We start from the raw sequence: 25,382 nt of genomic DNA on the forward strand, positions 1-25,382 counted from the left end.
TTTATGGATAAGTTCATTAACTTAAGCTTCTTCCCTCTTATTCATGAAGGTTATAACTAGCGATAACAAAAAAATGAAAAAAAAGACGTTGGAATAAAAATATCAAATACTCTATCATTTTATATAGTTTCGTTCTATGTCTAACGGCAGCTGTTACTTTTATATTTTTGCTCTTTACCTCAGCACATACTCGCCTTCTCCTCCACTGTCATGAGAGGAAGCCATTCCTTTATTTTCACTTGTTCCATTTATTCATCCACCTTACCCCTACACACCCTTACCCCTTCACTGCACCAATCGTAATCCCCTTGATAAGATACTTTTGGAAAAAGGGATACATCACCATAATCGGCAGAACACCGATCACAGCAATCGCCATCTTCACCGTCGTACTCGGCAAGTTAGCTCCAGCCTCACCTAGCTGAGCACTGAACTTGCTCTCCGTCAGAAACTGGATGTCGGTTAGCATTCGATTCAATATGTTCTGTACGCTGAACAGCCGCGAATCGGTCACGTAAATCATCCCATTAAACCAATCGTTCCAATAAATGATCGTCTGAATCAAACCTACTGTAGCTACGATCGGCATCGATAGCGGCACAATTATTTTCCAGAATATTTTGAATTCTCCTGATCCGTCGATTTGCGCCGCCTCGATAAGTGCCGGGGGGATCGTCGTCATGAAGAATGTTCGCATTAGGAGCACATTAAAGCCATTCATGAGCAAGCCTGGTACGATCAAGGCCATAATGGTGTTTTTAATATCGAAGTATTGGACATAAACTAAGTAGGTTGGTGTAAGTCCGCCGTTGAATAGCAGCGTGAAAAACACAAAAAATGCAATTCCGTTACGTAAAGGAACTCCCTGTCTGGACATCGGGTAAGCAAGCATCGAGGTCATCAGCAGACTTGCTGCCGTGCCGAATACCGTAATAAACACCGTGATCCCATAAGCACGGGCGAGCTGCTCCGAGTGATTCCATAGATAGTTATAAGCGCCCAATCCCAATTGATCCGGAAAGAAGGTATATCCCTGTCGCAGAATTGAGCTCTCATCGGAGATCGATGAGATTACAAGCAGCAGGAACGGCAGCACGCAGGCCACCGCCAGGGCCATCATCGGAAGATGAAGCCATATTCCCTTGTTGATCGTTTTCATGCTTCTACACTCCAGTCCCACGCCTTAGAACAATGCGCTGTCCTTGTTGAATTTGCGCACCGCGTAATTCGATAACAGTACCAGTATAAAGCCGACTACGGACTGATATAGCCCCGCTGCCGAAGACATTCCAATATCACCTAAATTCATAAGCGCCCTGTATACATAGGTATCGATAACCTGTGTCGTATCATTCAGTGCCCCAGAGCCGAGTGGAACTTGATAAAATAGACCGAAATCAGAATAGAAAATTTTGCCGATGGCAAGCAAGGTCATCATGATGATAATCGGATACAATAATGGGAGAGTAATATAGCGAATTTGCTGCCATTTGGAAGCCCCGTCTAGTTTTGCTGCCTCATAATATTCCGGATCAATCCCGATGATCGCAGCCAGATAGATGACGCATAAGAACCCGGCGCCTTTCCATAAGCTGATAATCGTCAGAATGAATGGCCAATATTGCGATTCGCTATACCATGAAATACCCTCTATCCCCAGACTGGAAAGAATGGTTTTGTTAATAAATCCAGTCTCCATGCTGAGCAGGGAATAGGCCAAATAACTTACGATAACCATCGATATCAAATGGGGCAACAGTAATACACTCTGGTAAAACCGCGACATAAAGCGGCTGCGAATTTCATTCAGTGCGATTGCAATTCCCAGTGCAAAAGCAGTATTTAAGATGATGAAACAAAAATTGTACAATATCGTATTGCGTGTAATGATATACGCATCCTGCGTTTTGAATAAATACTCAAAATTTTTCAGACCAACCCAGTCACTACCAAGTAGCCCCTTCGCAAAATTGTAATCCTTGAAGGCGATAATTAGCCCGAACATCGGCAAATAATTGTTGATGAGCAAGTAGACAAGCCCCGGTATCATCATGAGCAGCAGTACGTAGTACTTTCGCACACTGCTCTTCCGGCGGGGCCGATAGGTTTGTTCCATATTACTCCCCGCTTCCCTGGCTGATCGCAGATGAACCAATAATGCTAACTGGACCCAGCAAGCCAGAGGGCTCCTGCTGGACGAACTTGGAGAACCAGTCCTGCTGATTCTTCGCTAGTGTATTGGTCACCTCAATAGTCACTTCATTCTCTCCTTGCTTCCAATAGCGAGCGATATTCCATACATAAGGCGCACACAGCTTCACACCCACATCCTGACCATTAACCCACACCTGTGCAGTCTCATAAACCTTCCCCAGATCCAGCCATATCGGGTCAATGATTTCACCAGTTAATTCACCAGTTACGACACACTCATACTTCATCGTGCCAGAAAATCTCGGCAACAGGTCGCGTGAGCTCATATTACGAAGCTCCTTCATGGTCCCCCAAGGTGTGAACGTTGGATATTCTTTTGCTGTAGCCAGGGAAATGCTCCACTGGAAAGGCTCTATCATACGTCTGGATAAAGCACGATCCGCACTGGCATACAGGCTCAAATCTGTCCCAAGTGGAGCACGCTGCCACTGGCCTATTGGTGCCGGTAGATTCCCCTCTTCTCCATCCGGTACACGAAGCAAAATTAGTGATTCATAAGTGCTCAGTCGCAAATCAAGCTGATAGTTTTCTCCTGCCCCTACGTGATCCACCTTGTTAGTGAATGCGTCATAACGAAGCCATACACCAGAGCCTGGGAGCGTAATGCTAGTCTCAATCGGCTGATCTGGATTCTCATTGAACAACATGAGAACTTCCAATTGATCATGACGGTATTGGTAGGCTCGTAGATAAGGCTGTTTGTCCCTGAGCACCAGCTCATTCATCCCTCGGTCGATAAGCGTCTCTGCCAGAAGCTTCAATGGGGTTATAGTAACCTGAGGGTAAGCCGCCAGCTTCTTCAGCAATTCCTCGCATGGTACAGATTGGCTCGCTCTTACTGGCAATGCATCAATGAAGATAATAGACAAACCAGCTGATGCGAGCTCAGTAAGCTTATCCAGCCACTCTATTGGGAGCGCCTCGGCATAAGGTACGATTAGGCAGCGATAACGTTCTTTGTGCACCGCTAGCTCCCCATCGATAACTTCCGAAGAAACCAGGATATCGATCGGTAGCACATCGCAGTCGATTTGGCTCTGCATCAACTGCTTCACCGGCTCCTGGAACAGCATGTATTCCCCGGACCATTCAGCCTCAGCGTGATAAAGCACAGCAGCACTCGCAATATGCTCACCGTCATTCAACAAGTGGCATACCCGGTTCGTATAGTCATTAAGCAGTCGGTAATACCTGAACTGCGGATTATACCCTCTGGCATAGAAGTGCGGCGGGCAATCCCAGTCAGGAAACTCTTTCTGAGAAAAAGCATGCGGCACAAAATGATTGACGCCTCTAACCAGCATGTGGTCGGTCAGCCACTTCATCAGCTTCAGCCCTTCCGCCCAGCCGTAAGCACCGAAGATTTCGCAAAAGGTTCTTCCTTGCTTCCTAGGGTCGATATGTCCCAGTGAAGCAGCTAGCTTGGTCATCCCGTAATGGAAAAAGACGCTGTCTGTCTTCCCGCCCATCCATGAGAAAGACATTTCATCAAACCCGGGTACAATTTGCCATAACACGACATCCAGACCAGACATGTCCTGCCCCTCCAGCGCACGGAAGAAATGCCCTGCTCCGCAGCCCAGTCTGGCGTGTACATTATTGTCCTCCATTAGATGGCCGATATAGGCTACGCCGCGTTCTCGGCACCAGTCTCCAATCCGCCTGCTGAAGTGCTCTGCGTACAGCTTGCTCACTACGTTCATGTAGGCGTAGCGCACAGCAAACGTCTGAGGTCCTCCCTCATGCCAGAGCAGAGGCAGATGCTGCCGCAGGTTCTGACCGTATTCTGCCTCCAGCAGCTCCAGCAAATCGGAACGCCACGGCAGAGCCATCTTGGCATCACCAAGTCCCGAAGCATAATCGTACGATGCTTTGCTATTATAGAAACCAGGCTCATCCGAGAAGAAACCTGCGAATGCGACGCCAAAATCATCCTTGTATCGTGCGTAATAAGCTTCGTAAATTGTATCGATCAGAATCTGCGTCGATTCCGGCACGATCGGGTTCAAATAATCTTTGCGGCGATCATCCCCGCCTTCCCGGGTGACGACGAACAAGCAGATCGTCCAGTAGCCTTCCGGCACAGGCCAATAAAGAACCCCATCTTGCACAGAAGCTTCGAGATCTATTACAATAAACTCCCCATCCAGCTCGCCCGTAACTGGATCACGCCTAGCTGCAGCAGCACCGACAGGTCTTGCTCCATCTAGCACCGACCAGGGGCGCAGCAGGAATGAAGCTTCAGGATCGGGTCCGCGTGCATCAATTCGACGCTCTGAGAGGAACTGCCGCTGGTGTTCCAGCGGCGCGTCCTTCACCTTACCTGCTGCGTGTCCTGTCGGAAAGTGATCATCGTCGAAGACCCAAATTTGCATGCCATGCTTCCGGGCTTCATCCATAATGGTATCCATATCCTTCCACCACTGTGGACCAAGCATATCAGGGTGGGGACGGGATTCCACACATACGGCATGGATGCCCGCTTCCCGTATACGAGACAGCTCCTCACGAATGACCGCCTCTTCTTCTCCGCGCTGCCAGAAGAACGGAAGAATATAATTCCGTTCCTCACCACTTAGCAATTCATGAAGTTTACGACTCATTGCACACCCTCGGCTTTCGCCCATTCATCCAGCTGGCGCTGCTTATCCGCAATAACCTTATCGATTCCTGCAGCCTTCAGCTTCTCAATAAATTGCGGCAAAACCTTATCTGGGTCCACAGAGCCTGTTTCCAGAACGAGATAATATTGCGCGATGACGTTGGATACCGCCGCTATTTCTGTTTTGACGGACTCCGGATTCATCGTAAAGCCCATCGCCTTGGATTTAATCGCCTGCTCATTAAAATCCTTCATCTTCTGCCAAATATCCGGGTCTTCTCCCTCAAATACATAAGAGAGGAATTGGTTGCCAAACAGCCAGCTCATATTTAAATTGTAGCCGTTCGTCAGCATCGTGACGCCTTCTGGATATTTGATGACATTATCGGACACTTTGACATAATGCTTGCCTTCAATACCCCAATCCAGCAGATTAACAAGCTCAGCATCCCCATACATCAGATCCAGAAACTTCATGGATGCCACCGGATTCTTAGCTTGACGCGGAATCCCCCACATAATGTTCAGCACATGATCTGTCATGGATACAGGATTAGACAAGGTTGCACTAATCATTTCCTTGCCAATGGATCTGGACTCCTGCGCATCAAATCCCGGTTTCAGCTTAGAGAGATAACCAAAAGCTCTATCAGCCTTCATTAATTCGATTTGGCTCGACTTGTTGGTTGCTGAATCTTTCAACGTATAACCCGCTTCATACCAGTTCCTCATCCGTTTCAGGAGCGCAGCATATTCCGGAGACTCGATGCTATTAACAAGCTTCAGACCATTATCGTAGCCTGGTAGCACGCCCATCCCGTTGCTAAGACCATCATGCCAGCTGTAGCTGGTCAGAAAGGAGAAGCCTGCTCCGCTAGGAATTAGTGGCGTAATGTTTGGTTCATTATCTTTAATGATTTTGAGCGCTGCTTCTACATCATCCAGTGTTTTAATCGCACTCGCGTCGATTCCATGCTTATCTGCAAGATCCTTGCGCATTGTAAATCCGTTGGCTGTTGCCAAGTCTCTCACAGGTGTGACGCCGTAAACCTTTCCATCTACCTTACTGGCGTTCAAGTAGTCCGGGTCAAGCGCCTTGCGAATATTTTCCCCATTCTTCTCCAGCAGCTCATCGAGCGGCAACAGCTGTCCTCTGGACACTTGCGAGCTAAATCCAAACGGTGATCCGACGACAATCAGATCCAGCTTCTCATTGCTCGTCAGCATTAAGTTAACCTGCTGGGCATAAGCGCCGTAATTGATTGGCATCAGATTAACCGCTACATTGATTTTTTCCTTTGTAATCTTGTTAATCTCATCCTCTACTGCCTTCATATCCGGTGGCGTGCCGGTAACACTGAGAAATGCGACATTCAATTCATCGATCTTTTGTGATGCTTCCTCGCCTGTTGTTCCGGGGCTGTTAACCGGATCTTTCGCCAATCCGCCTGAATTTCCGTTCGAACCACATGCGGATATGAGCAGCGATAGACTCACTAGACTTGCGAATAACCATGTCTTCTTGCGCATTTTGTTTTCCCCCTGGCTTGATCATTTGGCTTTCTCTTGCCATTATAGCGGGAAGAGGACCGCATCCTCTGCTTCAGGTTCGACCTTTGACTGACGTCATTTCGACTTTGCAAGGGGGGCACCTCGTCCGTGCTGGCGAAACTCGATTGGGCTTAAGCCTGACTGAGCCTTGAACAACTTTGCAAAATGAGAAAAGTTCGAATAGCCCGTAGCCATCGCAACGGCGCTTACAGGAAGCTCAGAATGAATAAGCAGCTGCCTAGCCAGCTTGATTCTCTCCTGCAAAATATACTCTGGTATCGTACAGCACAGCTCTTTTTTAAATAAGCGGGTCAAATAGTCCGGGTGCAAGTATACGTGGTTCGCTGTCGTTTCTCTGGACAGATTCTGATCCAGATTGGATACAATATAGCGTGTCGCCCGTTCAATCACATCGCTAATCGAGGACGGATGTGTGGTATTCACAGCCTTCATAATGACATGGGCAAGCCAGCGCTCCAGATCGGTAAGCGAGCGGGATGCTGCTTCCGCCAGACGCAGGCTCTCCTCATCACAGAACATGAGATGTGCCTGAACCCCTTGCTGCTGCAGGACTACATGGGCCATTTGCAAAAAATTCTCCTTCAGCGCACGCAAATAATCGCCATCTATTCCCGTATGATCCCGCAGTGCATGGATGCAAGCTCTCGCTTCTTCCAGCAGCCTCTCCTTCACGCCTTGCCTCATCATCGCTGCCCAGCCACTCATATCTGGCAGAGCTGGAGGCGCTGCTGCAAGACGCTTTGCCTCATTCAGAGCAACATAATGGATTCCGGTCACATTATCTCTGTCTAAATTGTGTAATTGAGCCAGCAGAGCAGGGAGTTCATGTCCTTCTACTGGCCGCCCCCCATAGCAATATAATTCACAGTATAAATGTACACGACAAAACTCAACCAAGCGGCTACACATGATGGCAAGTCCGTTCTCTAGTTGTTCCTGTTCCACAGGCATAATAAGCAACCAAGCGTCATTCCCGGCAGGTACAACGACACTGCCTAACGTAAGCCTTCCCAGCATCTCTTTGCCTGCGTTCTTGAGCCCATATTCCAGCAGCTTCCGATCTCTGACCAGGAAGTCCTGCTGCCAACCACGTATGATCATTAACACTGGCAGAACCAAGGAGTCCGCAGGGAGAGATACTTGCCTTGCCGCCGCTTCCTTTACAAAAATCTCACTCACTGCCGGAATGGTTTCATTCAGAACATCCAGCCAGAAGCGCTCACGATTTATATCCTGCTGCCGAGACCACCAGTTCTTAACCCGCTGCGCATCCGCCAGTTCTTGCTCGCGCTTCACAGCGTCTGCCGCCTTGCACAGTGCGGCTTCCAGCTCTTCCTTGGTCAGCGGCTTCAACAAATAATTGGAGCAGCCCAGACGTACAGCTTCTTGGGCGTAATTGAAATCCGCATGGCAGGTCATCAGCACAGGAACGGTGCGAATTCCCTTCTCCCGCATCCACTTCAGCAGCTCTAGTCCGCTCCGCTGCGGCATTTCAATATCGCATAGCAGAATATGAATCTCCTGTACCTCAAAAATCCGCTCCGCCGCAGTCGGATTGTAAGCAACATAAACGTTGGAAATACCAAGCTGCAACCAGTCCACCATTTTTTTAACCGCTTTCACAAAATGAATCTCATCATCTACGATCAGCACGTTCAGCAAGGTGTTCCCTCCTCTCCTTCCGGGAATGACTTCATGGGTAAGCGAACTTCGACTCGAGCCCCGCCTGAATGAAGATTAAGAAAGCTAAGGTCGGCTTTTCCGCCATACAATAGTTCTAGTCTGCGCCATGCATTCCAGATGCCATGCCTGCTGCCGTCCTCACGCTCCAAGTTCCTCTTCTCATTTAAGAGATGCAGCAGCTCTGGGGTAAATCCTTCTCCGGTATCTTCAATAACGAGTAGAATGCGAGGCAGCTGACCATCTGATTCTAGCTTTCCATGAATCGATAGCCGGAATGGCGCTTCCAGCGTAAAGGCGTGCTTGATGGCATTCTCCACAAAGGTTTGAATCACAAGCGGGGGTATAGCGAGGTTCAGCAGATAAGATGGCACCTCAATTTCACTGCTCAGCTGATCTGGAAACCGCAGCTCTTGAATACGTATATAATTGCGCATATGCATCAGTTCATCCCCGAGAGAGACGAGTGACACATGACTACGGAAAATGTAACGGAAATAGTCCGAGAGACAGCGCGACATCTCCTGAATTAATTCATAATTGCGTACAGCAGCCAAACTGTGCAGCATATTAAGGGAATTTAAATAAAAATGAGGATTAATCGTTGTCTGCAGCTGCCTAAGCTCCGCCTGCTGTTTGCTTAATTGTTCCTCATAAACATGGATTTTCAGCTCTCTAATGTGGGAAAGCATTTGGTTAAAATGATCGTTAACGACGCTAAATTCTTCGGTTGAGGCTTTAGATTCTGGAATCCCTTGCATATGCCCTTCACCGATTCGATTCATGGCAGATAGCAGTCTTCTGATCGGAAGCAAAATCATCTTGCGAAGCAGCACCAAACTCAAGGGAATCAGCAATATTGAACCCACAGAGACAAACCTATTCCAGCTCCAGAGATTGAAAAAACCTTTCAAAATATCTTGCTCCGGTATAAGCGCAACCAGTCGGAAACCACCATGCCGGGAACGTTCACCTACCGTCAGATAACGTTCCGGACCACCTGATAAGCTATATCCACCAGAGGCAAAGCTTAAATCAATTTGTTTTTCGCGAACCACTTCAGCATGCAGCATAGGCTCTCCAGCTTCTGTAGAAAATAGCGAAAAACCGTTCTCGCCTAAATTAATCAGGTTAAACGGAATGAGAAGTGTGTCCGCCTTGACCCAGGCGCCAACATAAGTGTTGGGAGCTGCCTGAAGCAAGCGGAGAATATAATAGCTGCCATCGATCTGTCGTACAAGCCAGTCACGCCCCCCAAGCTCAGACTGTGTGGGGGACGCATTCAGCTTACGGGTAACCTCACCTGATACCGCTACTCTTTCCATATAGGATGGGCGTGGACTGAATGCTTCTATGAAGCTTGCATCTAGTGTGCTATAAATAAAAAAGCCGTCCACTGCTCCATTACGGGAGTTTTCGTTCCATAGCTGCTTGGACAGTTGTACCTTTAGCAGTGCCGTCTCGGCTTCTGGCTGCCTTCGGTCCAGCAGCAGCAGGTTCGGGTCAGAAGCCACCATGTTAATTAAGAAGCTGTCGATTTCATCGAGCAGCCCATCAATTTGATTCATATAGAGGGTGATAAAGCTCTGATTGCTCTCAGCGACTTGCTTACGTACTACTTGAGCGGCATAATATTGGTTGAAATTGAGCAGCACAATGAGCGGAACCAAAATGGCGGCTACGCCCACAATGAGTTTGAATCGCATCGTATTTCGAAGCTTGCTTCTGCGCTGTGAATTCATTTCTTTTCCCATAGGCTAAGCAGAAAATCCTTATAACGCGCATTCTGCTCCAGCTCTTCTGCCTTGGTTGCGTCACCGTTCTGACGGCAAATCAAGACAGACTTTTGTAAATAAATGAAGTACAAATGTGTAATCATTCGCGTACGTTCGATCCAAGCCAGCTTCTCATCATTAGGAATTTCGGCTGCGCGCTCAGTGGCAAAAGCACTCATCGACAAGCGTGTCTCCTCGCTGATCAGCTCCTTGAATGCCTCCAGTTCCGCCGGATTCTTGCCCATACTAGCGTAATACACACTAAAGAGCGAATCATAATAGAGAAGATCTGGCTGGTGCTCTCTTAACCACAAATACTTGTCGAGAATGGCTTCAATAGAATCACGCGGGGATTTAAAATCGAACTCCACCAGCAAGCGTCCGAACATGTGCTTCAGATTATCTACATACACTTCAGTGGCCAGCTCCTCCTTATCCTTAAAATGATGGTACAAGGTACGTCTGGATGCGCCTGAACGGGTAGCAACGAGTACCAAATCCGCACCCTCAATCCCCTTCTCGCAAAAGGCGGCCAGCGCCGCCTCTTTAATCATTTCTCTGGTAAGCTGCAGTTGTTTCTCTCTAAGCTTCATCATGTGCTCCCCTATCCTGTAGTGCTAAGCTCTTCGGCAGCATTGGAGCTCGCTTCTGCATCGTTATGCAGGAAGCGTGTGCCTCGAGAGCTGCGTTCTTGCTTGTGAATAATGCTATCCAGCCATGCCACTAATTTCTGCCCTTCCTCCTCTGCCTCATAGAAGGCTTGCATCGGCAGCAGTGTATGCGGAGTCGTGTGATTCTCCTTATCATAGCCGTATTCTGTAAGAAAATAATAAAAATTAGGAAGTTGTTCGTCAAGTTGGCGGGTTGCCGCTCGAAACTGCTGGCTCCATGCCTTCAAACTTTGCGGGTCAATATCGTCTCCTTTGCCATTAAGACGGTTCTGGAATGAGGTGAGCACCTTGTCATTAATCGTACAAGCATGCATGAGCACAGCATGAGCAGGCATGGCCTTCGCATTGTGGCGGAACGCCGCCCCAATCATATCTGTCTCCATCGGAAATGCGAACTGGCGTGTGAAACCCGTATTCCACTGCTTGTTTACAATACTCGGCCATTGCTCGGAAGCAAGAAAGGAGCTGTCAGAGAGATGATAGATTTCTACATCTTCATAATGGCTCGCAATGTCACTGGCATAGAAGGCTGAACCAAACCCACCAGCACTGGAGCCTGTAATCAGAAGCTTATCCGGTGTGTCGAAATTAGCATACACCCATTGCAGCGCTTCCTCCACATTATTCCTGCCATTATGACGGATATGCCGCACCTTCTTTCCCTTCTCATCGCTGTAAGTAACTGCAGCATTGCCGGTATGGAAGTCAGCTGAGACATAAGGAATGAAGACGACATTCCACTCGGAGAACGGGTTGTCTGGACGTTGATCGAAGATCCCACGGTGCATATTAAAGATGTAGAACGGAATTCGGGCGAAATAATAGCCAAATTGCCCATACTTGAGATAAGAACGCAGGGACAACGGGATCTTCGCTGTCTCTGCATCCCAGCAGGCCCCGCCCCCGCAGAAATAGACCATCAAATTTCGGCTGCTGCCTTTGCGAGAATACAAGCAAAACGTTGAACCATCCGTGGCCATTGTCTGCTTGCTAAGCTTTACCTTGTTCCACTTGCCCGGTTTCGTATCAAGGAAGCTATTCTTTTGGCTTGGTCTTTTGAAAACCTTACGGCTGACAAAGACAATGGAAAGGACTGCCACTGCAACAATAAAAAAGAATGTTCGCTTCAGCCTTTGCATGCTAATTCCCCTCTTCTCTCATAATTAACAGCCTTCAGTCCTTGTGAATGGACACCGCTCCAGCCTTTATTGCGGTACAGCTCCGGATGCTCTCCAGAAAAAGCTGCCGCTGCATCTGAATCATCAGCCAACCGATAACGCAGCCATGCGGTCAAATAACCTCTATGCATGCCGCCCTGCCCCATGCTCTCTAGATGATGTGCCGCTCTCGTCATCGCCATAACAGCTGCTTGGCCTGATCGAACCGCTGCGTAGGCACTCCGATTGGAGGACTTTGGCGAGATCATAAAATCATGCGTTCCCGCCATGAAAAATAATGCAGCAGTTTGCGTTTCGATCTCATAAACATCCTTGGGTTCACACCACATCGGAGCCGGCAGCGCAATCGTAACCACCGTCTGAAGCGGCTCATCCAGATAATTCCCTGCATTCAGGACCCCTGTCGCGCCTTGGGAATGACCCACTGCACCAATGCGGTCTATCAGCAGCTTGCGATAAAAAGGGCTTGCAGGATTAACATTCTCCTGCAGGGCATAACGGACCGTATCTGCAACTTCTCGGCCTGTGCCCGTATGACGGCAATAGCTGTCGATTACAACAAAGCCCCAAGTCGCCAAATGAAGCAGCAGCGCATCATAATTCTCAGGCTGAGCATCCGAGCCATTGCCCCAAACAATAACAGGACAAGCTTCGTCCATCTCCTCCGGGCAATAGATTTTGTATAGCGGCTTCCCATCCTCTGCCTTAATTACCACACTTCTGCTACGATGCGGCCCTGGTTCGCCATAACGCTGCTCCACAGGTTCTGGCTGATAGCGGTAAAGCCTCCTTCGTAATTTAAGCGGATACATGACTAGCAGATAGACCGGAATTAAAATCCACTTTACCCAGGGGCGGTAAGCTGGCTTCTCTGATGTTATCATCCGTGCTTGCCATCCTCTCATTTTCATTTTGCATTACACCAAGATCACTTACTACACACCGTGTGTAATGAAAGTATAATAAAGGACACTGCCACTGTCAATGCAGGATTTGTGAAGTTGCGAATTGTAGTTGCTAGGGACGAAAATAAGGGCAGAAAAGTGCAGCACATTAAGGCTTTTGTGTGGAGAGGAATCCTAATTCTTTGATCGTGGCGTTGTTGAGGGTTCTGGAGAGGATAGGGCTATTGGACCTTCGCCAATAGCTCTTTCTTGTACCGTTTCAGTCTCATCGCTCGGACTTTTTTTCCCATACCGTTGCTTCTCGACGTTAGCTTTTTTGCTTTTGCTTTGACTTTCATCTTGGCGGTAGATTTTGGGTGAACTACTGGCGGTTTCTACTCCAGGTATGTAATTGGCTCTCTTAAAAACAAGGCTATGTATACTGATAGATCATTTTAACGAATAACTAGCATTGCTTTTAACGCATAAAAGGCCAGAATCACCTTAATGTGACTACCAGCCTTTATGACTCAAGAAGTAAAATTCGTATGATCTATTCTCGTATGCACCTGTATGTCAAATTTCACTACCGGATAGTACTCCTTCCAATTATCCTTCATTTTACGCCAATATTTTGGCTGCTTACGATGAATCATTTCTCCTATCCCAAGCATATCAACCTTATTTTTCTTGGAAAATTGAATAAACCGATCGATCTCTTGGGTAATGCTTTCATTTAGCGCTTTCTCCCAAGCGGCTACCTCTTCCGAATCGATCTTCGTATCTGTGCATTGTTGACTAGTTAAATTCAGATCCGCATAAATTTCTATTTTGACAATTGCTTTGAGCTGCTGATCCACAATAGGATGTATGACGCTGCGGTTATTAATGTTTTCAAATGTCAGCATCTCCTTCTTTCGCCCGCACCTTATCGTTTCGGAAGAACCGTTCATCTGGCCTGAAGCACGAAGGAAACCTTTTGTTTCCTGTACATGCAAGAAACCGACGAGATGATCGCCTTTAAAAGCAAAAAGTCCCTTCGTCTGTAACAATTGAAGTTTTTTATCTACCTGGTCACTAACAATCTCTATCGACGGAATGCTTATGTCTTTGTACTGGTTAATTAATTCTTGATAGACATCAATGAAAGTAGTTTTTTGGGTTAAGGCCGTCGTGTTCCCTCCCTCGGATAAACCCTTTAGTGCTTGAGAAGAGATGGATACGTTTGGCATAGATACTTTTAACGCTTCAAAAGCAGTACCTTCCTTTACGTACACTAAAGTTGAATTCCGAAATTGTCTTAACCGCCGGATATCCTCTAACATCTTATCAATTCCGCTCCTAGCTAGGTCCGCACTAAATATAATGGCAGACGTGTGGCCCCAAAGCAGCGTTCGGTCCGATTTCGATCTCATGAGACGGGCGGCCTCGAATAAGCTTCTACCCTCCGTGGATAAAAAAAACGTTCGCTCCTGCATCCCCTTCGGCTGTTGTCCGCCAGTCGTCAGCCTCGCAATTTCAGCCGTTAATCTAACCGCTCCGTTCTCTCCTTTGTCAATGGCAATGGAATGTACAATATGGAGTTCGTTAAGCTCCATACTGCCCTTGCAGCCGGTATTAATAAAGCAAACAACAATTACCGCGACAGCAAACCATTTTCTTGCTTTCATCTTTGCTTACCTGAGAATCGCCTGTTTTGAATCGAACGAAACAATCCGGGCCGTTTATTGTTCATTGAATGCGGCCTACGAACGATAATGTCCGTTAATTCTTCGAACTTAAATGGTGAAGCAGGTCCCAAATAAGGAATGCCGAAAGAGCGAAGCGAAGCGAGGTACGTCAAGAGCATAATGATCCCAACCATCACTCCGACATATCCTAATAAGGAAGCAAGCAGCGTCATTCCGAACTGAAGCATACGTATGACATAGTTAATAGCGGTAGGAGGCAGCGTAAACGTGCAAATTCCGGTTAGAGCAGCGACGATAACCATAATGGGGGATACGATTCCAGCTGCTACGGCAGCTTGCCCCAATATGAGGGCGCCTACGATGCTGACAGCTTGTCCGACCTGCTTCGGCATGCGGATGCCCGCTTCGCGCATAATTTCGAAAGCGATCATCATCATGAAGCTTTCCACCACCGCCGGAAAAGGAACAGGCTCTTTCGCCGATGCGATGCTCTGCAGTAAAGTCGTCGGTACCAGCTCATGGTGAAATGTAACCGTAGCTACGTAAAAAGCAGGAAGCAGCATGCCGATCATTGCGCTGAAAAATCGAATTAGACGCATCACAGAGCCGATATAGTAGTTCCAGGCGTAGTCCTCGCTCACTTGGAATGCTTGCAAAAAAACGAACGGCAGAAGCATTACAAAAGGCGTTCCTTGCACAATGACCGCAATTCTGCCGTCAAGCAATGCCCCGATAACTCGATCGGGCCTCTCTGTCGATTCAATTAACGGAAATAAGGTCCCGCGGTTATCGGTGATCCACTCCTCCACGTAGTTGCCTTCCAGTATCGTATCCGCTGGAATTTCACTGATTCTTAAGTGGACTTCCTTTAAAATTTCCGGATTCGTTATTCCTCCAACTGACAGAATGATGAGGTTTGTTTTACTCAAGTGACCTACCTTGCGGTATTCAACCTTTAAGATGGGAGACGGAAAATGATAACGGATCAAAGCTAGATTATTGGTCAAGGACTCCGTAAATCCACTTCTTGGACCTTTCACTACCGCTTCAGTTACCGGTTCATCCACGCTTCGTAGTTGGATTCCGAGCGTATTGATGGATATCGCATATTCTTTTTCATCAAAAAACAGTACCGATAGGCCAGCCGAAAGAGAGTCCGCGGCATCCTCGATGGTGTAGACTTTCTCGTCCATTCGGAAAGCAGTCAGCAAGTTTTCATCTTCTTTATATCGAATCAGCATAAGATCAAGCTTCCTCGTATCTGTCATTTCATTTAGATAACATACCGTAGCAGACTGGCCCTCGCTAAAGGTGGAATGAACCATAACCAGATCATCCGTCGCTTGCATGTATTCCTTTAGCAATCGTTTGTTATCGCAAACGTTGCTCGTGAGCTTTGTTTTGTTGTTACTGTTGTTGCCCACAGCATTCACCTGCTTTTTTTTTCATATTCTCTTTGATCAAAGCAATAAACAGCAGCACGGCTGGAATGAATAGCTGAAACATAACAAAATACCAAGCCTGGCTGTCATAAAAGGCAGATAGCTCGATTAATCCCCATACTTTGAACTTGGAGACGATAACAAAACCAATGGCCAGCGGAATAATGAACATGTGAGGCTTGCGGAGCCGCAGCAATTGTGATAGACCCTGGTTCGCGGACCAGAAGTATACCGTTATTTTGATAAACGAGCTCATCACCCAAACAACAACGAGCGCGGCATCAAACCGTTCTATGTTGCTGAACAGCTTTATATTTTGAATGAGACTAATGCTCGGGTAAGTAAAGGTTGCCGTCGTCTTGCCGCCAAACAGCATCGTGCACGATAAGATCGACATCAAAAGCAGCAGCAATGTAATGCCCACGGCACTTATGGCATAAGCATTCGTGTGCTTCGTCTTACGAACATGCTGCAGAACCATTGATATAAACATCAAATCACCAAACCAGGACATAGAGAGCAAAAGCCCCCTGAGCGGCTGAGCCAGACCGTTTTCCAGTATTGGAAGCAAATATTCGGGGTGATATTGGTTGATCAGCAGCAAGTAGATCAACAAGAAGGTGGTTACTGTAACAAAGAATATTATCTCTGAAACACGCGCAAACACTTCAAGGCCATGATAAGCCGCATACGCACACATGATAGCACCGGCAGACAAATACCAGATCTGCGGAATGAGCGGATTTAATACGATAATAAAAAACTGGGAAAACTCGCGTAAAACCCAAGACGTTACGTCAATAAAATAGCAGATAAATAAAAAGGCCATAACGCTTCCGATCCAAGAACCGAGCAGATGCGTACAAATGGAAATGATATTTTTATTCGGGTAAAGTTGATTGAGCTTCAAAAAAACGCACAAATTTATGAGACCCATTATTCCTCCCGCCACTGCCAAGTACCAAGAGTTTCGTTCCGCATAATCGGCAAATGTTGCAGGGGCGTAAAGACTTGAGGTTCCGATCGTTGAAATGACGATTAAGGTCATCATTTGAAAGTTGCTTATTGTCGTGATACGACGTTCCATATTGAACCTCCCTTACCGATTGATTCATTATGCGCTGTAATTGGTAATTTATTCGTGGCATAATTGGGTTGCGCATAAGGAATAATAGCTCAGAGGTGAGAGATCATTGTGAAAGCTTATATCATCGTGTCTACTTTTTCAGCCGTCTGGCTTGTTATGGTGTATGTGTTTTTATCTGACTACTATTGGTACCAAAGGATAGCTGCTGGAACATGGGGATTTATACTCGTGAATGCCATTACGCTGGTTCCCGTATTGCTATGTTTCTTTATTGCTGATCGGCTTCAGCCTGTCGTGAAATCGGAAGATTCGCAATAAATTGATTTTATGCGTTCTTCGCTATCAGCTGAGTTTATCTGTACCTCTCTCTCTATACGAATAATGCCAATGAAGATATTAAGAAGTACTTGGGTTCTGGCAGTTCGCCACAGGAATACAGGTGTATTATAAATAAAAAAAACTGCGATAATCCCGCACTTATTTGGGGTTATCGCAGCTTAATCAGTTTCTTATATGTTGGAAAAAACCTCTTTATATTTGTTAACGAACACATTCGAATCAAGTTATACACCATACCGAATATTGTTAACCTTTGTATTTGTCAATGAAAAGTTTTGAAAGACTCGTTCTCCACCTTTTCCTATTGGTGCTTGAGCTACAAGTCCCACCTTAATTGTCTTTTCGACTGGTAAGCTAAAGAATCGCATCATATCGAACTTAACCCCATCCAACGAATAATGGAATGAAAATGAGTTATCAACTCTTGCAACCTGTAACCATACATGATTACCTTTAATGTTACACCCGTTAGCGTCATCCGAATGATGATTCGTGACAACACTTACTACAGCATGTGTACCAAAATCTGTCTGTTCGAAGCATGCTTTAGCCCACACCTGGAGATCTTGCATAACCATAATTGTCGCCGCATCGTAAGTATCCCTGAAATCATGAGAAACCTGAACACGCATCACAAAATCGCCTGTAACTTCTTTGTAATAAAATGGTGCATTGCAAAGATTTTCCGGTGTAATTCCTGTTTCGGAAACGGCACCATTATTACAGAAGAAATCACTTTCTGCAGGGGCTTCAATAATCAGTTTGTCATTTTCATAGGTTGCCTTGCTTTCATTAATCCACTTAAAATTGTCAAATATTGAATTTCCCATTGGAGATTCTCCTTTGTTTCGATAAAGTATGATGCAAATTACTAGTTTAAAGTAGCTGATTGCTTAAATACAATAGTACCATTTTAAGCTGATACAACGATAAATTAACCTAATCAATCTCCTTCAAACAAGAAAACCGACATGTTTGACAAGTAAATTATACCGTTTTTAATTATCCCAATAATTCACTAGTAAGAGTTAATGATTACATTTGAACATTTTTGAGATGGAACCAAACGATTCATCGAGGTAGGAAGTCCCAACTGATATCTGTGTTGATTATAATAATGTGGCCAATCTCTCTTTGCAATTATATCAAACTTTTTCCATTTTTAACAATTGTCATTATCATATATATCGCCGATGATAGACTCCTGAGGAGCATTACATCATTTGAATTGACTGTAGGTTTATTTGTATCTGTATACATCAAGGATAAGCGATACTGCTCTTTTGGATCATTCTCTGCTCTACCGCTATAAACCAAACTAAACCAGTTATGACGGACACGTATCTGGTATCGACGTGACATCAAGAAAAGTCCTTCAGCAATTCATGATTGCTCAACCAGGTGAATGTCCATTCTCTACTTTAACTACAGCTATGAAAAAAGTAGATGTTGTTTAGCTAAGCATAACATTCCCCTGTACTTGAATCCGCGACGAGATAAACGTAACATGATAGAACGTATTATAGAAAAAACAATTCCAAACAGAACCACACGAATCCACTGCTCTATCCATTTCTGATTAACTTAAGATGGTAATAAACCTGTTTCTTGTTGTCCCTTCGAATGCCATTTTTATTGAATGATTAATCCAAAGTTATTTTGAATGTAATTCACGTTAGGATTAGCAAATTACTCGTTGTCAGATTGTTAAACGTTGCATACCCATTGCCGGTATAAGTGTAAATAGCTGCTCCTTTATGCGGCAATGTGAATCGTGAGGTTAATGTTCCGTCAAGCCCAGTACCATTGATGTTACTTATGCCACTACTAATAATCGTATCCGGTAAGAGAATGCCAGTATTGTTCTGAAAGTGGGTAATCAGGGAACACGGTATTCATTCTGATACCGTTACCGTCTACAGTGTCGCTGATAGCATTATTTGTTGACTTGTGTCCTCCTCCAAAGAATGCAACGGCTGCTGCACGCCAGTTGTTCTCAATGGTGTGGTGTGACACTGCTGACGCGCCATTGGCTTTACTCGTCCACACAGCGATGCCATCATCTCAATTATTGTGTAAGCTGCTGTTACGAACAGTCGAATTGGGCAGTTGGAATTTATATAATGAAAGCGATATGCTTCTTTCATGCCCAATAGACAGAAAAGGTTTGATATGTATAGATGTTTACACAGAGCAGTCGCCCCAAGCTATGAACCCGCTTGAGGCGACTGTATTTTATTTATTTCAATATGGTTGGAAACAATCCAAATATCAATACTTCTTATTCGCCTTTTTCCGTTCCAATTGGCATCATCATACCATTATCCATCCCCATCATTGTAACGCTGCTCGATTCTTCTTCTCCGTCTGCCAAATAAACCTCAGTTCCAAATGCTGGCTCAGCATAAGGGAGGTTTGTGTTTCCGCGGACGAGAATTTGACGGTAATTCCCTGAATGACCTTCGAATCCGTCATGGTCCCATGGAACCCAAGAACGTGCATTGCAATAATGGCAAACGAATGAGCGACGGTAGCGATCCTGGGTACGATTCGGGTAGGAGCGATGAAGTAGATGCGAATGGAAAAATAAAACATCTCCAGGACTTAGCCGAACGGGTATGGCAGGAGGATAGTTTGCGACAACCTTAGATAGCGTATTCACATTATCGTCCAAATGGCTCACATTCTGCACACCATTCAAATCCTCGAATGCATCCACCGCGTGCACATTTCCTCCTCCAACACCATCAGGAGGATATATGGGTTCGTGGTTCGAACCGGGTACAACCCATAAGCAGCCATTTTCTTCATCTGCATCCTCTAAGGCGATCCACGCTCCGATTAACGTATCTGGATGCGTCTTAATATAGCATGCATCCTGATGCCAGCCTTGACCGCCTTTTCCAGGAGGATTTAAGAAAAGCATGGACTGAAGGGCGTATACATCCGGCCCGACCAATGCCTCAGTAACATCGACTATTCGAGGGTTAAGCATGCCCCTCTCCGCTGCTCCGCTGAAACGAGACATCATGTGAATTCGTGTCGCCTTTGCAAATTCCTCCTTGAGAGGGTCCTTACTATCACGATCTGCCTGATTATCTAGCTGAAGGCTATTAAGCCTTGATTGCTCTGCTAATTCATATAGCTCGTCGATGTCTTCTTTTGACAATAAGTTTCTGACAATTAAATAGCCTTCTCTGTGATAGTGGGAATAATCCTTCACGCTTACTAAATAGCGGTTATCCCTCGCACGTGATTTAGGTATATAAAACTTCCCCATAACCAGTTCACTCCCTCGATTTATATGCCTACCCCCTAATTTTAGCGTGATGAGGCAGCACTCTCCATAGTCTAAAACCGGCAAATGATGTGTTTATTTGACCAAGGAATTCACCAAAATATTTCGATTTAAAGGATAAGGAGTGTACGGGTCCAATACGGATACCGTGTGGCGAAATAAGGGATCCTGGCACCTTTTTATGTAATCCGATGCTGTTATTCCACGAACTTTTTTATACATTTTTGAGAAATGGTGTTCATCACCGAAGCCCACCGAATAGGCAATCTGTTTTACCGTGCCGGTGCCCCTCATCATCAGTATCTCAGCACGCCTAAACCGTAATTCGAGCAGCATCCGTTTGGGGGACATGCCCGTGGTAGCGACAAACATTCGTGTGAAGTATTCATGTGACCAGCCCGATATCGCTGCGATTTCTTCAATCTTTACAGGATCGGTCAAATACTCTTCCATATAGGTAATCGCGTGTTGAACAGGAATAGGCAAGGGAATGGCTTCCCCTTCCGCAACTTGTGAGGAAAAGGACGATAGTTCTTCTAGAGAGGCGGAAATCAAAACGGCAAGCCTTCTCCGCCAATACGCAGGCTGGTGATTCGCAATCCAAAGTATTTTCTCCATTAAGCCAGTTACGAGCATATGGCGCCCTGCCAGGAACATATGCCCTTCTCGGAGCAAGGCCACGAATCGTTCGTCCGCATTCCGCAGTGAAGCATAATCAAAATGCACAAACAAATGCCGTACGTTTTTTTCCGGCGCGAACCGGTAGGTATGCCAGTCACCTGGGCGTGTGAATATGAAGCATGGCTCTTTAAGAACAAATAGGCTTCCGCCTATCTCATATTCCGTTTGGGTACCATCGGGAAAGTAGACTAATTCGAAATCGTCAATTTGCCTGGGCCCGAGCACAAACCCAGCTTGAATGACAAAGTCTCCTGCGTTATGGACTAAGGGCAATTGAAAGGTCTCTTGCTCTTGTTCACTCATATTCATCAACTCCCTCTCTATCTAATATGTACAGTCAAAGGAATTATTTTATTTGTCCCTTCGCTTGAAGATATCATATAAATAGTCTAATGCTAAAAAAGAAAAATACCTTACGCACGATCGATGCACCATACCAAGCAGTTATATCGCTACCAGTTTCATTTGTGGTTTTCACACATTATATGACTGATACTTTCAGTGATCCTGTTGAGCTGGACGTGGTAAAAATTCAGTCAGAGGTATGAATGCCTCCTTCGAATCATCACATACATTCAATCGATACCTGCTGCTGATCCCCTTCGGACAGTATGTATGGAAAAACGAAGCCAAATCTTTCCCTCCACTCAACTTCATCTTCACAAAAAAATGGACATCTTCGTTCCTAAGAAACGGATGCCCAAGTATGTTGTGTAACAATATATAAAAATACTAAGAATTATAGGTTTGGCAATTCGTAAAAGAAGTTGAAGATATCAGCCGGAAGTACATTTCGATGCGTTCTGCAGAAGATCCGAAAAAAGTAAAATCTGCTAATAACACACAATTCTATAATGCGGGGCTCGCGGGCATCGCTGTACGATAAGGAAACGGATAGAGGTCTCTTAGGTCTCAACCCGTTTTTTATGATCGGTTTATCCTTTTATGCCGGACAGTGTTACCCCTTCAATAATATAACGCTGTCCGATCATGTAAACGACCAATACCGGGAGCAGAGCGATTGAAGCACCAGCCATCATCAGCGTCCAGTCCGTCGCATACATGCCGCGGTATAGATTCAGCATCATAGGTACCGTAAATTGCTCCGGGCTGTTGAGAAAGATAAGCGGATAAAAGAAATTGTTCCACATGCCCAGAAACGTGAATATGCCGAGCGCTGAAAGCGCAGGCTTGACAAGCGGAAGCATGATGCGCGTATAGATCGTAAAGCGATTGGCACCATCCACAATGGCTGCTTCTTCCATTTCCTTCGGGATGCCTCTAAAAAACTGGCGGAGCAGAAAAACGCCAAAAGCATTTAATAAGGCAGCAGGCACGATGATCGACAGATGCGTATCGAGCCAGCCGAAATTTTTCATCATCAAGTACAGCGGGATGATTGTCACTTGTCCTGGCACCATCATTGTTGCTAGAAACAATATGAACAGCGGTTCCCGGAATGGGAACCGGATTTTGGCGAAAGCGTATGCAGCCATCGAGCATGTTATCAGCTGCGCAAATACGACGATGACATTGATATAGAAGCTGTTAAAGTAAGCTCGCCCGAAAGGCAAGGCCGTCAACGAAGTTTTGAAATTGGACCATACGAACGGTTCTGGAATCCATTTAGGCGGAACGACGAATACTTGGGACAAATCTTTTAGCGCACTGAGTATCATCCATAGGAAAGGCAGCCCCATGATGCAGGCCCCAATAATCAGCACGACATGAAGCACCATCGTAGAGGGTTGAAGCTTTTTCGAATTCATGAGTTTTCTCCTTCCCGGTCATCCTTATTCTTCGTAATGAACCCAACGTTTGGATATTTTCATCTGCAGCAAGGTCAGCGTCAAAATCATCGCAAACAGCGTGACAGCGGCCGATGTGCTTGTACCGAAGGTGAAATCAACAAATGCCGAGTCATAAATGTGGTATACAAGTGTATAACTGGCTTTTGCAGGTCCACCCGAGGTCATGACAAAGGATTGATCAAACACCTGGAAAGATCCGATCACGGACATGATGGTGACAAAAAATGTAGTCGATGACAACAAAGGAACCGTAATATGCCGCAGCTGCTGCCATTTGCTGGCGCCGTCAATTTGTGCAGCCTCGTAATATGTCGCGGATATTCCCTGTAATCCGGCAAGGAAAAGCACCATACTGCCTCCAAGTCCCATCCATATGCTAAGCAGCGCAATGGAAGGCATTACGAACCGCGTGTCTGTCAGCCAACGGGGACCTTCAATGCCGAACCAATCTTTTAAGTATAAATTAATCAGCCCGAAATCCGCGTTAAAGAGCCACATGAAAACGACTGCTACAGCTACGGACATCGTAATGTTAGGCATAAAATAAATAAGCCGGTAAAGGATCTTTCCTTTTACTTTATTTAAGCCAATAGCAACAAGCATCGCCAGAATGATGCCGGTCGGTACGGTGAGAACGGTATAATACAGCGTGTTAACTAGCGCGATCCTGAAATCGGGATCTTTAAACTGCCCCACGAAATTGTCCAGTCCGACAAAGGTCCGTTCACCGAAGCCGTCCCAGCTCATTAGACTGATGGCGAAAGCCAATATAAGCGGAATCAACGAAAAGATAACCAAACCGACCATTTGCGGAAAGATGAAAAAATATCCCCAAAGGCTGTCCACCGTCTTCGTCCTCATGAAATGGCGTTTCGAATCTGTTTGGTCTATTGACGGAGAGGGCCCATTATTAATGGCCGTTTTCATATCGATGTATGCCACCTTTCTTCTATTATAGTAAGAAGGAAGGGATTTTCGAATGTTCGAAAGGCCCCTTCCATTTCCTTGTGAAAGGACTGCTGGATGCTTATTTTTTTCCTTTGTATTCCTCAATCTTCTTGTTCGCCAATTCCTCGATTTCCTTCATTGCTGTATCCAAATCCTCATTTTTCAGCCATAGCGCCTCAAAACGGGAATTAATATCATTACTTAGACCGGGAATACCCGCTTCAAACGGAGTTAATGCATAACCGATTTCACGAGCATCCAGGAAAAACTGCGCATGCTCGGGAAGGTTCCCTTCAAGCACCACTTCGTCTGCTCCCGATACCGAAGGAACGGCATTGCCTCCTCCTTGAAGACGATAGGTTTGACCTTCCTTATTGACGAATTCCGACAAGAAGGTGTACGCCGCCTCTTTATGCTTGGTAGTCTTATTCAGTACCATATAGGCTGTCGGGATACCTGCGGGCTCGATTTTATTGCCGGTATTTGTCGGCCAGGTGACGATATCGTACTCGAGGCTATCGTTTTTCTTGAACAGCGGCAGGTACCAGCGCCCTGCGCCGACAAAGCCAACCTGATTGGACATAAACATCGCATCGCCGCCTTGTCCTTTTGGAAGCGTACCGGCAAATGTAATGTTTTTACTCTTGACGTTATCATATAAGAATCGGAATGCTTCGACCGCTTTCGGATCCGTGTAGCCGATATATTTGCCATTGTCGTCATAAACCTTTCCGCCGTTAGAGGTTACCCAACTGTGTGTGCTGTTCCATGCATTATCAAGTACGTAACCATATTTGCCGCTTTCGCGGATTTTGTCGGTCATTTCCTTAAAAGCGTCCCAGTTCCACTGACCATTTATCTGCAAATCGGCGGGCATTTCAGTAATGCCTGCGTCCTTTAAAACCTTCTTGTTATACCAAAGCACCATCGGGTTATTGTCTACCGTTGCCCCGTATATTTTACCGTGGCGCTCAGCGGCTCCCCATAGGCCCGGGAAGAAATCCTCTTTCTTAACCGCGCTTCTTGCATCATCCATTAACGGTGTGAGTTCCTCTATGCTGCCGTTTTCAATCAGTTTAACAATAAAAGCGTCACCGGCATAAAAAATGTCAGGGGCCGTTCCGCCACTCAATTGCGTTAAGATTTTTTGATCGTACTCCCCAGGGATCGGGATTAACTCCGCTTCAATTTCAGGATGCTTCTTATTAAAATCATTTGTGAAATCTTGAAACCTTGTTAATTCTCCCGGATTCCCCCATGTAGCCCACTTGATTTTTACTTTCCCCTCTTTTGGACTGTTTGTTCCAGCTTCTTCTCCATTAGACACTCCGTTGTTGCCACCACCGCTCGTACCGCAGGCTTGAATCAAAGCAGACACAGCAATAATCATGATGAGTAGAGACCATTTGAGCTTTTTCATTCTCTTTTTCCTCCCTCAAGATATCTAATTTTCATTCAAAAATATTTTGTAAGCGCTTTAATTATAGTTCATTGTCAAAGCGGGTTTGA

General features: G+C 45.8%; 19 protein-coding genes and 1 pseudogene. 1 reads left to right on the plus strand and 19 read right to left on the minus strand.

Features of this window, described 5'->3' with window-relative positions:
* Window positions 1-277: 277 nt before the first annotated feature.
* From AC1DOV_RS07220 to AC1DOV_RS07275, 12 genes are all read right to left on the minus strand, one after another.
* The gene (locus AC1DOV_RS07220; RefSeq protein WP_477549567.1) at window positions 278-1,159 is read right to left on the minus strand and encodes a carbohydrate ABC transporter permease; all 882 of its coding nucleotides are present in this window, start codon (window positions 1,157-1,159) and stop codon (window positions 278-280) included.
* A 24-nt stretch (window positions 1,160-1,183) separates the two neighbouring features.
* Window positions 1,184-2,116: an ABC transporter permease gene (locus AC1DOV_RS07225; protein ID WP_339203157.1), complete on the minus strand. Its 933-nt coding sequence runs from the start codon at window positions 2,114-2,116 to the stop codon at window positions 1,184-1,186.
* Window position 2,117: 1 nt separating this feature from the next.
* Window positions 2,118-4,817: a glycosylhydrolase-like jelly roll fold domain-containing protein gene (locus AC1DOV_RS07230; protein ID WP_477549568.1), complete on the minus strand. Its 2,700-nt coding sequence runs from the start codon at window positions 4,815-4,817 to the stop codon at window positions 2,118-2,120.
* The gene (locus AC1DOV_RS07235; RefSeq protein WP_477549569.1) at window positions 4,814-6,346 is read right to left on the minus strand and encodes an ABC transporter substrate-binding protein; all 1,533 of its coding nucleotides are present in this window, start codon (window positions 6,344-6,346) and stop codon (window positions 4,814-4,816) included. The genes AC1DOV_RS07230 and AC1DOV_RS07235 overlap by 4 nt, the downstream gene beginning before the upstream one ends.
* A gap of 96 nt (window positions 6,347-6,442) precedes the next feature.
* The gene (locus AC1DOV_RS07240) at window positions 6,443-8,041 is read right to left on the minus strand and encodes a response regulator transcription factor (RefSeq protein ID WP_477549608.1); all 1,599 of its coding nucleotides are present in this window, start codon (window positions 8,039-8,041) and stop codon (window positions 6,443-6,445) included.
* A 2-nt stretch (window positions 8,042-8,043) separates the two neighbouring features.
* Complete coding sequence (locus AC1DOV_RS07245; protein WP_477549570.1) at window positions 8,044-9,822, minus strand: sensor histidine kinase; 1,779 nt, start codon at window positions 9,820-9,822, stop codon at window positions 8,044-8,046.
* Window positions 9,807-10,439, minus strand: a complete 633-nt coding sequence (locus AC1DOV_RS07250) for a TetR/AcrR family transcriptional regulator (protein WP_477549571.1) — start codon at window positions 10,437-10,439, stop codon at window positions 9,807-9,809. Before AC1DOV_RS07250 ends, AC1DOV_RS07245 begins: the two co-directional genes overlap by 16 nt.
* 8 nt (window positions 10,440-10,447) lie before the next feature.
* Entirely contained in the window at window positions 10,448-11,653 is a 1,206-nt protein-coding gene (locus AC1DOV_RS07255) for a pectin acetylesterase-family hydrolase (RefSeq protein WP_477549572.1), read from the minus strand.
* Window positions 11,641-12,576 carry a poly(ethylene terephthalate) hydrolase family protein gene (locus AC1DOV_RS07260; RefSeq protein ID WP_477549573.1) on the minus strand — a complete coding sequence of 312 codons (936 nt, stop codon included), beginning with the start codon at window positions 12,574-12,576 and terminating at the stop codon, window positions 11,641-11,643. Before AC1DOV_RS07260 ends, AC1DOV_RS07255 begins: the two co-directional genes overlap by 13 nt.
* A gap of 530 nt (window positions 12,577-13,106) precedes the next feature.
* A complete protein-coding gene (locus tag AC1DOV_RS07265) occupies window positions 13,107-14,246 on the minus strand; it encodes a Ger(x)C family spore germination protein (RefSeq protein ID WP_477549574.1) in 1,140 nt (379 codons plus the stop codon).
* Window positions 14,243-15,691, minus strand: a complete 1,449-nt coding sequence (locus tag AC1DOV_RS07270) for a spore germination protein (protein ID WP_477549575.1) — start codon at window positions 15,689-15,691, stop codon at window positions 14,243-14,245. The genes AC1DOV_RS07265 and AC1DOV_RS07270 overlap by 4 nt, the downstream gene beginning before the upstream one ends.
* The gene (locus tag AC1DOV_RS07275; RefSeq protein ID WP_441883908.1) at window positions 15,675-16,796 is read right to left on the minus strand and encodes a GerAB/ArcD/ProY family transporter; all 1,122 of its coding nucleotides are present in this window, start codon (window positions 16,794-16,796) and stop codon (window positions 15,675-15,677) included. The genes AC1DOV_RS07270 and AC1DOV_RS07275 overlap by 17 nt, the downstream gene beginning before the upstream one ends.
* Window positions 16,797-16,904: 108 nt before the next feature.
* Between AC1DOV_RS07275 and AC1DOV_RS07280 the strand changes: the two genes are divergently transcribed.
* A complete protein-coding gene (locus AC1DOV_RS07280) occupies window positions 16,905-17,114 on the plus strand; it encodes a hypothetical protein (protein ID WP_441883905.1) in 210 nt (69 codons plus the stop codon).
* A gap of 245 nt (window positions 17,115-17,359) precedes the next feature.
* Here the strand turns inward: AC1DOV_RS07280 and AC1DOV_RS07285 are convergent, their stop codons facing one another.
* From AC1DOV_RS07285 to AC1DOV_RS07315, 7 genes and pseudogenes are all read right to left on the minus strand, one after another.
* A complete protein-coding gene (locus AC1DOV_RS07285; RefSeq protein WP_441883902.1) occupies window positions 17,360-17,965 on the minus strand; it encodes a DUF1349 domain-containing protein in 606 nt (201 codons plus the stop codon).
* Window positions 17,966-18,767: 802 nt separating this feature from the next.
* Window positions 18,768-19,238, minus strand: a pseudogene (locus AC1DOV_RS07290) (discoidin domain-containing protein); the annotation flags it as partial.
* 178 nt (window positions 19,239-19,416) lie between these two features.
* Window positions 19,417-20,415 (minus strand): phytanoyl-CoA dioxygenase family protein, encoded by a 999-nt coding sequence (locus tag AC1DOV_RS07295; RefSeq protein ID WP_477549576.1) that lies wholly within the window; start codon window positions 20,413-20,415, stop codon window positions 19,417-19,419.
* Between the two features lie 93 nt (window positions 20,416-20,508).
* Entirely contained in the window at window positions 20,509-21,417 is a 909-nt protein-coding gene (locus AC1DOV_RS07300) for an AraC family transcriptional regulator (protein ID WP_441883893.1), read from the minus strand.
* 632 nt (window positions 21,418-22,049) lie between these two features.
* A complete protein-coding gene (locus AC1DOV_RS07305; protein ID WP_477549577.1) occupies window positions 22,050-22,883 on the minus strand; it encodes a carbohydrate ABC transporter permease in 834 nt (277 codons plus the stop codon).
* Between the two features lie 24 nt (window positions 22,884-22,907).
* Entirely contained in the window at window positions 22,908-23,786 is an 879-nt protein-coding gene (locus AC1DOV_RS07310; protein WP_076266068.1) for a carbohydrate ABC transporter permease, read from the minus strand.
* A 166-nt stretch (window positions 23,787-23,952) separates the two neighbouring features.
* Window positions 23,953-25,293: an ABC transporter substrate-binding protein gene (locus tag AC1DOV_RS07315; protein WP_477549578.1), complete on the minus strand. Its 1,341-nt coding sequence runs from the start codon at window positions 25,291-25,293 to the stop codon at window positions 23,953-23,955.
* Window positions 25,294-25,382: the final 89 nt, after the last annotated feature.

This window comes from Paenibacillus sp. 01T47 (genome assembly GCF_056398245.1).